Source organism: Protofrankia sp. CiP1_Cm_nod2, from assembly GCF_920664355.1.
GTDB lineage: Bacteria > Actinomycetota > Actinomycetes > Frankiales > Frankiaceae > Protofrankia.
In genome coordinates, this window is sequence record NZ_CAKKTL010000272.1 from 1 (window position 1) to 6407 (window position 6407).

Genomic DNA, 6407 nt, shown 5'->3' on the forward strand with positions numbered 1-6407 from the left:
CTCCGGGCTCATGCGGGCCGGCCGGCATGAGCCGGGCTCCCAGCGGGCAACGTGGTCCGGGCGCGGGTCAGGGGGGTGGGTCGCGGCGCGGGGCCGCTCCGCACCTGACGGGCAGCCTGTCGCCGGCGCATGCTGGCAGGGCCGGGCGCATGCTGGCGGGGCCGGGCGCATGCTGGCGGGGCCGGGCGGGACGGCCGGCTCCTGCCGCGGTTCCCGTGTTCGGGCGTGTGCCGGGCGGGGTATGCCGGGCCGGGTCACCCGTTCCCGGTGAGCCGCCTTCCGCGCGTTCCCGGAGGATTTCCCAGGCGTTGTCGGGGGAGACTTCCTCCGCGTCGCCGGGGGAGCCGCCGGGGGTGATGGTGGCCCCGGCGGGCGCCCCCGGCCCGATGCCCGCCGGCGTCCGATGACACCTGGGACGTGGGAGCGCAACAGGTGTGGCGAAGGCCACATCTGTTCGGGATCGTCCGGGCGGGCACATACCCCACCGGCCGTGCGTTGTGGGTGGGGCACGAGAGAGCAGCGCACTTAATTTCACGGGAGTATTTCAGTGGCCACCGATTACGACACCCCCCGGATCAGCGATGCCGAGGAGGTCGCCGAGCAGAGTCTGGAGGCGCTCAAGGCACGACGGGCGGACGCGGCGGCCGACCTCGGGGACGATGTCGACCCGTTCGAGTCCGAGCTCGACCTGCCCGGCGCGGACCTGTCCGGGGAGGAACTTACTGTCCGCGTACTGCCCCGACAGGCGGACGAGTTCACCTGCACGAGCTGTTTCCTGGTCCATCACCGCAGCCAGCTCGCCGACAGCCGGCGGATGATCTGCGCGGACTGCGCCGCGTAGGCCGGACGGGCCGCGCGGGCCATGGAGCCGTGCCGGGTGGGCCCCCGTGCGCCGCGGGCGGGGCGGGGCGGGCCCACCCGGTCGTCCTGATGATCAGGTGAGTGCTGATGATCAGGTGAGTACCTGGATCCCTGCCTCCCGCATCTGCGCGACGGCCCGTTCCTCGTCCCCGGGCCGCAGGCTGACGAAGCGGGTAAGGGCTAGCGGGACCACCACGTCGAAACCCAGCGCTCGGCCGTCCAGGGCCGTTGCCTTCACACAGTGGTCCCCGGCAAGGCCGGCCACGACGATCCTGCGGACCCCCTGAGCGGTGAGGACGTCGACCAGCTCGGTCGCCCGGCCGGCGTCGGTGAGCGGGTCCCGTACGGTGAATCCGGAATAGCCGTCCTCGCCGCCCGTCCCCTTGCGCACGATCGTCCCGTCGACCCGCAGGGCCGGATGCAGCCGCGCGCCTTCGGTCTCCCGCACGCAGTGCGGCGGCCAGATGCCGCCGCCGGTGACGAAGTGCGGGGTGGCCGGCGGATGCCAGTCCTGCGTGTAGACGACCGGTGAGCCCGCGGCCACGGCCCGTCCGATCTCGTCGTTGACGAGTGGGATGATCTCCTCGCCGCCGGTCACGTACAGGCTGCCAGTCGGCGCGGCGAAGTCGTTCTGGACGTCGATCACCAGGAGTGCGACGCCCGGCCCGTAGTCGTCGGTCATGAGCCGATTCTGCCCACTGCCGGCCTGCCGCGGCATTCCGGGCCTCCCACGGTGGGGCGCGGCCCGCCCGCATACGGATGCCAGGCGTTTGCCGGATATTGCCCGTCGGCATTCAGGCCCCGCCCACCCGGGCCCATGCCGGATTGCCCGGGCCGGGTCGCCGGTGCCGAATTGACGTGGTATCCGCTTGACGTGGTATCCGCTTGACGTGGTACCCGTTTGATGCGGTACCCGTTTGATGTGGTATCTGCCACGAACGCCGGTGCCGGCCGTATCCGTACAGGATACGTACGGATTCAAAGCTGATGCGCGGTTGTCATACCGCCCCGTTACAGTGGTCGGGTGCGCAGCAGAGACTACGGGCCCGACGTGCTGGCGCGGAGCGGGCGTGCGCGGCCCGCCGCGCCGCCGTCGGTCGAGGCCACCCCCGGCCTCGTCGTCGAGGACACCGCGACCGGTTTCTGCGGGGCGGTGATCGAGGCTGAGGCGGGCGGGGTCGTGCTGGAGGACAGGCACGGCCGCCGCCGCGCCTTCCCCCTTGCCGCGGGCGCGTTCCTGCTGGACGGGCGGACGGTGACGCTGACCCGGCCGGGACGGCCGGTGCCGGCGGCCCCGGCCCGCACGGCGTCCGGCTCCATCGCCGTGCCCGGCCAGCCGGCCCGGGTCGCGCGGGCGAGCCGGATCTACGTGGAGGGGCTGCACGACGCCACGCTCGTCGAACGCATCTGGGGCGACGACCTGCGGGTGGAGGGCGTCGTCGTGGAAAGCCTGGACGGCGTCGACGACCTGCCCGCGCTGGTCGCCGCCTTCCGGCCTGGCCCGCGGCGCCGTCTCGGCGTGCTCGTCGACCATCTGGTCGCCGGCTCCAAGGAGAGCCGCATCGCCGCGTCCGTGACGTCACCGTACGTGCTCGTCACCGGGCATCCCTACGTGGACATCTGGCAGGCGGTCAAGCCGTCCTCCGTGGGCATCGCGGCCTGGCCCCAGGTACCCCGGGGCCAGCCGTGGAAGGAGGGGGTGTGCCGCGCACTGGGCGTCGCCGAGCCCGCCGACATGTGGCGCCGGGTGCTCGCCGGCGTGCGTTCCTACACGGACGTCGAAGCCGGCCTGCTCGGCGCGGTCGAACGTCTCATCGACTTCGTCGCGGTACCGGCGGGCGACGGTGACGACGAGCACGGCGACGGCAAGCACGGCGACGGCAAGCACGGCGACGAACGCGGCGCGGAACGCTACGGGGGACGCGAAAGCGGCCGGACATGAGGCCCGGTCCCGCCGCCGGCATCCCCTTGTCCCGGACGGGGCGACGCTAGATGCCACCGCGGTGGAGAGCGCTCAGGCCGGGTTTTGTCGTCGCACTCGTCGTGGTGGTCGCGATCGTGGCCTTCGCGGTGCACGCGGCGCGTTCCGGCCCGCCCCCGCCGCCGTTCGGGATGTCCGGGGCGGCCGCGGCGTCGCCGTCGCCCGAGCCGAGCGCGGCCGGAGCCGGGGCCGCGGCCAGGCCGGACCTGCTGCGCGGGCGCACCGTCCTGCTCGATCCCGGCCATAACGGGGGCAACGCGAGGGCGCCCGCAGCGATCAACCGGAAGGTGCTCGCCGGCGGCATCGCCAAGGAGTGCGACACCGTCGGCTCGCAGACCGTCGACGGGTATCCCGAGCACGCGTTCACCTTCGACGTGGCCACCCGCGTGGCCGAACTGCTGCGTGGCCGAGGCGCCACCGTCGTCCTGACCAGGACGGACGACAACGGGGTCGGCCCGTGCATCGACGAGCGGGCCCGTATCGGCAACGACGCGCACGCGGACGCGGCCGTGTCCGTGCACGCCGACGGCGGCCCGGCGAGCGGTACCGGGTTCCATGTCATCGCCCCGAGCCTGAGCCCGGACGGCGGCAACGCCGTGATCCTCGCCCCGTCGGCCCGGCTGGCGGACGCGGTGGGCGCCGCGTTCGAACGGAGCACCGGCGAAACCCGGGCGGACTACATCGCGCACGACGGCCTGGCGTTCCGTACGGATCTGGGTGGCCTGAACCTCTCCCGGGTGCCCAAGGTGTTCATCGAGTGCGCCAACATGCGCAATCCCGCCGATGCCGCGCGGGTCTCCGACCCCGCGTGGCGCGGGCGTGCCGCGCAGGGCATCACGGACGGGATAACCGCCTTCCTGACCGTACCGCCTTCCTGAGCACACCGTCTTCCCGACCACACGTCCACCACATGGTTACCGGACGGCGCGATGCCCTGGTTGGGTGTGGGTGGCGTTCCCGAGCTTCGCGCACGTGCATTTGCCGAGCCATATCGGCCGAGCCGCGCCAACGGCACGGGTCCGCGCCGCCAGCTCGGCCAGTGGCGCGTCGACGTCACCGATATTTCGTATATGTAGCATCTTGCGACAAAGGCAGATATTCCTGTAAACTAGCGATTCAACTCTGTTTGACATGATTTGCCGAGGTGCTTTCGCGCACTCGGCTGTCGTTCTGGCGACAGCATATTGACGGAAAGCATCAAGCAGTAAAATTGTCCGCTATAGCGGGATTTTCGACCGCATGGGGGCAGTCGTGAACATACCGGTCGACCCTGCGTCGCCATGCGCCGGACCAAGGAGGGGCGTCATCGACGAAGGGACGGCGGCAGCGACGACGCGGCGGGACGCCGCACTTGGCCAGCGGGCGGCCCGTACCCGCGACGCCATCCTCGAGGGGGCGCGCCGGCTGTTTCTCGACCGCGGCTACGCGGGCACCCGGATCGGCAACATCACCGACGCGTGCGGGATCTCGCGGGCCGGCTTCTACACCTACTTCCGTGACAAGCGTGAGGTATTCAACGCTCTCGGGGAGAACGCCTACCGGGACATTCTCAAGATTGTTTCCCGCTGGGAGGTGATGCCGCGGCCGTGCGACCTGCCCGACGTGATCGGATGGGTGCGTGCCTACTTCGCGTTCATGGACGTGCATGGCGCGTTCATCTTCGCCTCTGGTCCCTCCGCGCCAGCGGACGAGCAGTTCCGCACCAGCAGCAGACGGATGCAGATGCGGGTCGCGTTCCTGCTGGGGGCGAACCTGCGCGGCCGCCAGGCCGAGCCGACCATCGTGCCGGAGGCCCTGGGATTATCGATCATGGGGATGCTCGAACGCGCCTGGTACTACTGCCGCGCCCAGGAGCTCCCCGTCGGCGACGACGACATCATCCGCACCGTCGCCCGCCTGATCCTCAGCGACCTCAGCCCGGCCCACTGACCCATCACTCCGGCCGGCGCCGCCGGCCGCGAGCGAGGGAGCTGCGGGAGCACCGCGTCGGCTCCCGCGTTGGCACCCGCTGTTCGCCCACCCGTCGGCCACGAACGGGCGGAGCCGTGTTCAGCTCCTCACGCCACCACCACAGTATCCGCCGGCGCAGCGCCAGATCCCACGCCTGAACGGCTCCTGCGCCGGCCATGAACGGCGTGTGGTGCCACCCGCCTCCCGCGGACGCGTCGATCCACTGGGTGTCGGTGAGCAGGGAGAGCTGGAGACCCGGCTCCAGCCGGACGGGAAAAACCGGAATCCCCCTGTCCCACGCGTAGACGAGCTCAATGTGACACCACTGTGAGTCGGCGGAACGGCGGCTCCCGAGAAACACTACGGCGTCCGCGCGGCGGAGCTCCCGCCAGAGATGCTTCTCCCACCGGGCCGCCGGTGGGATGCCATCGGAGTCAAGAAAGACGCCGGCGAACCCGGCGGCGACAAGCCTGCTCCTGAGCAGGTCCGCCGCCGCGCGATCCTCCGACGCGTAACTGATGAAGGTAAGAGACACACCGGCCCCCGTACGGCACCGCCACCGGGCGACCGGACCGAGGATCGGACGCCTCACCCGCCAGGCCCGACTCTACGTGAGCAGTCAGGCCACCTGAGTTCCTGGCCGGCCCCACCGTGCATCCCGGCCATCAGCCGACGTGACCTGTATGGCGCTCGGAGACCCGATGGCAGTTGTGTACACCGTGATTCACAAATATGAGGAGGTGTGCCATGGTGACCAAGGTAGGCATCCGTGAGTTCCGCGCTGGCCTGGCCGACTACATCGCTTCTGACGAGCCGGTGGCAGTGACCCGTCACGGTCGTACGGTCGGCTACTTCATCCCCGCCAAGTCCGATCTTGATGCCGAGCTGGCCGCGCTCAAGGCGGCAGCTGCCGCTCTCGATGGGCTTCTGGCACAGGGAGATGTCGAGGTCGACGCGGTCGTGTCCGAGTTCAAGGCTGCCCGACGCAAGCGGCCCACCGCCTGACACGCCGTCATGTCAGAACAGAAGAGCCTGGTCCTTGACGCGAACATCCTGATCCGAGCTGCGCTGGGGAAACGTGTGCGGGATCTTGTGATTACCTGTGCCGGCAAGGTGGCGTTCTTCGCCCCTGACGTCGCGTACCTGGATGCAAGGAGGTACCTGACCGGCATCCTCTCCAAACGAGGTCTCGACCCGCAGGCCGCGCTCGCTGTTCTCGACGGTCTCGAGCCAATCGTTCTCGGCATCGATGCGGACACCTATGGGCTTGCCCGTGACGCCGCACTGGCTCGTATTGTTGACCGAGATGCCGACGACTGGCCGGTGCTTGCGACCGCTCTTGTTCTGGATTGCCCGATCTGGACCGAGGATCAGGACTTCTTTGGCACTGGCGTCCCGACCTGGACAACCGATCGGGTCGGGCTCTTCTTCGACTCCCATGGTTGACGGGTAGGCCACCGACGCCAGCCGAAGGGCGGCGAAGCCGGGGAAAGCTGGAGCATCCCGGACCAGCCCATCGCGGCTCCCGTCAACCCCCACCGCAGGACGGCAGAGGCTCACTCCCCCGACAAACACGCGCTCCCGGCAAAACCGCCCAAAGGGAGCAAGCAGTGGA

General features: G+C 70.2%; 8 protein-coding genes. 6 read left to right on the plus strand and 2 right to left on the minus strand.

Going from position 1 to position 6407, the window contains the following annotated elements; genetic code table 11:
- Positions 1-547: 547 nt before the first annotated feature.
- Positions 548-841: a DUF4193 domain-containing protein gene (locus NBW84_RS21360; protein WP_250286775.1), complete on the plus strand. Its 294-nt coding sequence runs from the start codon at positions 548-550 to the stop codon at positions 839-841.
- Positions 842-952: 111 nt separating this feature from the next.
- Here NBW84_RS21360 and NBW84_RS21365 read toward each other — a convergent pair whose 3' ends face one another.
- Positions 953-1543 carry an isochorismatase family protein gene (locus NBW84_RS21365; protein ID WP_250286777.1) on the minus strand — a complete coding sequence of 197 codons (591 nt, stop codon included), beginning with the start codon at positions 1541-1543 and terminating at the stop codon, positions 953-955.
- A gap of 342 nt (positions 1544-1885) precedes the next feature.
- Between NBW84_RS21365 and NBW84_RS21370 the strand changes: the two genes are divergently transcribed.
- The 3 genes from NBW84_RS21370 (at position 1886) to NBW84_RS21380 (ending at position 4771) form a co-directional block, all read left to right on the plus strand.
- Positions 1886-2803 carry a DUF3097 domain-containing protein gene (locus NBW84_RS21370; RefSeq protein WP_250286779.1) on the plus strand — a complete coding sequence of 306 codons (918 nt, stop codon included), beginning with the start codon at positions 1886-1888 and terminating at the stop codon, positions 2801-2803.
- Between the two features lie 50 nt (positions 2804-2853).
- On the plus strand, positions 2854-3720 hold the full coding sequence (locus NBW84_RS21375) for an N-acetylmuramoyl-L-alanine amidase (protein ID WP_250286783.1): 867 nt from the start codon (positions 2854-2856) through the stop codon (positions 3718-3720).
- A gap of 361 nt (positions 3721-4081) precedes the next feature.
- A complete protein-coding gene (locus NBW84_RS21380) occupies positions 4082-4771 on the plus strand; it encodes a TetR/AcrR family transcriptional regulator (protein ID WP_250286787.1) in 690 nt (229 codons plus the stop codon).
- A gap of 4 nt (positions 4772-4775) precedes the next feature.
- On the opposite strand, the gene NBW84_RS21385 is transcribed toward NBW84_RS21380, so the two are convergent.
- The gene (locus NBW84_RS21385) at positions 4776-5327 is read right to left on the minus strand and encodes a toll/interleukin-1 receptor domain-containing protein (RefSeq protein WP_250286790.1); all 552 of its coding nucleotides are present in this window, start codon (positions 5325-5327) and stop codon (positions 4776-4778) included.
- A 212-nt stretch (positions 5328-5539) separates the two neighbouring features.
- Between NBW84_RS21385 and NBW84_RS21390 the strand changes: the two genes are divergently transcribed.
- Entirely contained in the window at positions 5540-5797 is a 258-nt protein-coding gene (locus tag NBW84_RS21390; RefSeq protein WP_250286793.1) for a type II toxin-antitoxin system Phd/YefM family antitoxin, read from the plus strand.
- Between the two features lie 9 nt (positions 5798-5806).
- The gene (locus tag NBW84_RS21395; RefSeq protein ID WP_250286794.1) at positions 5807-6238 is read left to right on the plus strand and encodes a PIN domain-containing protein; all 432 of its coding nucleotides are present in this window, start codon (positions 5807-5809) and stop codon (positions 6236-6238) included.
- Positions 6239-6407: the final 169 nt, after the last annotated feature.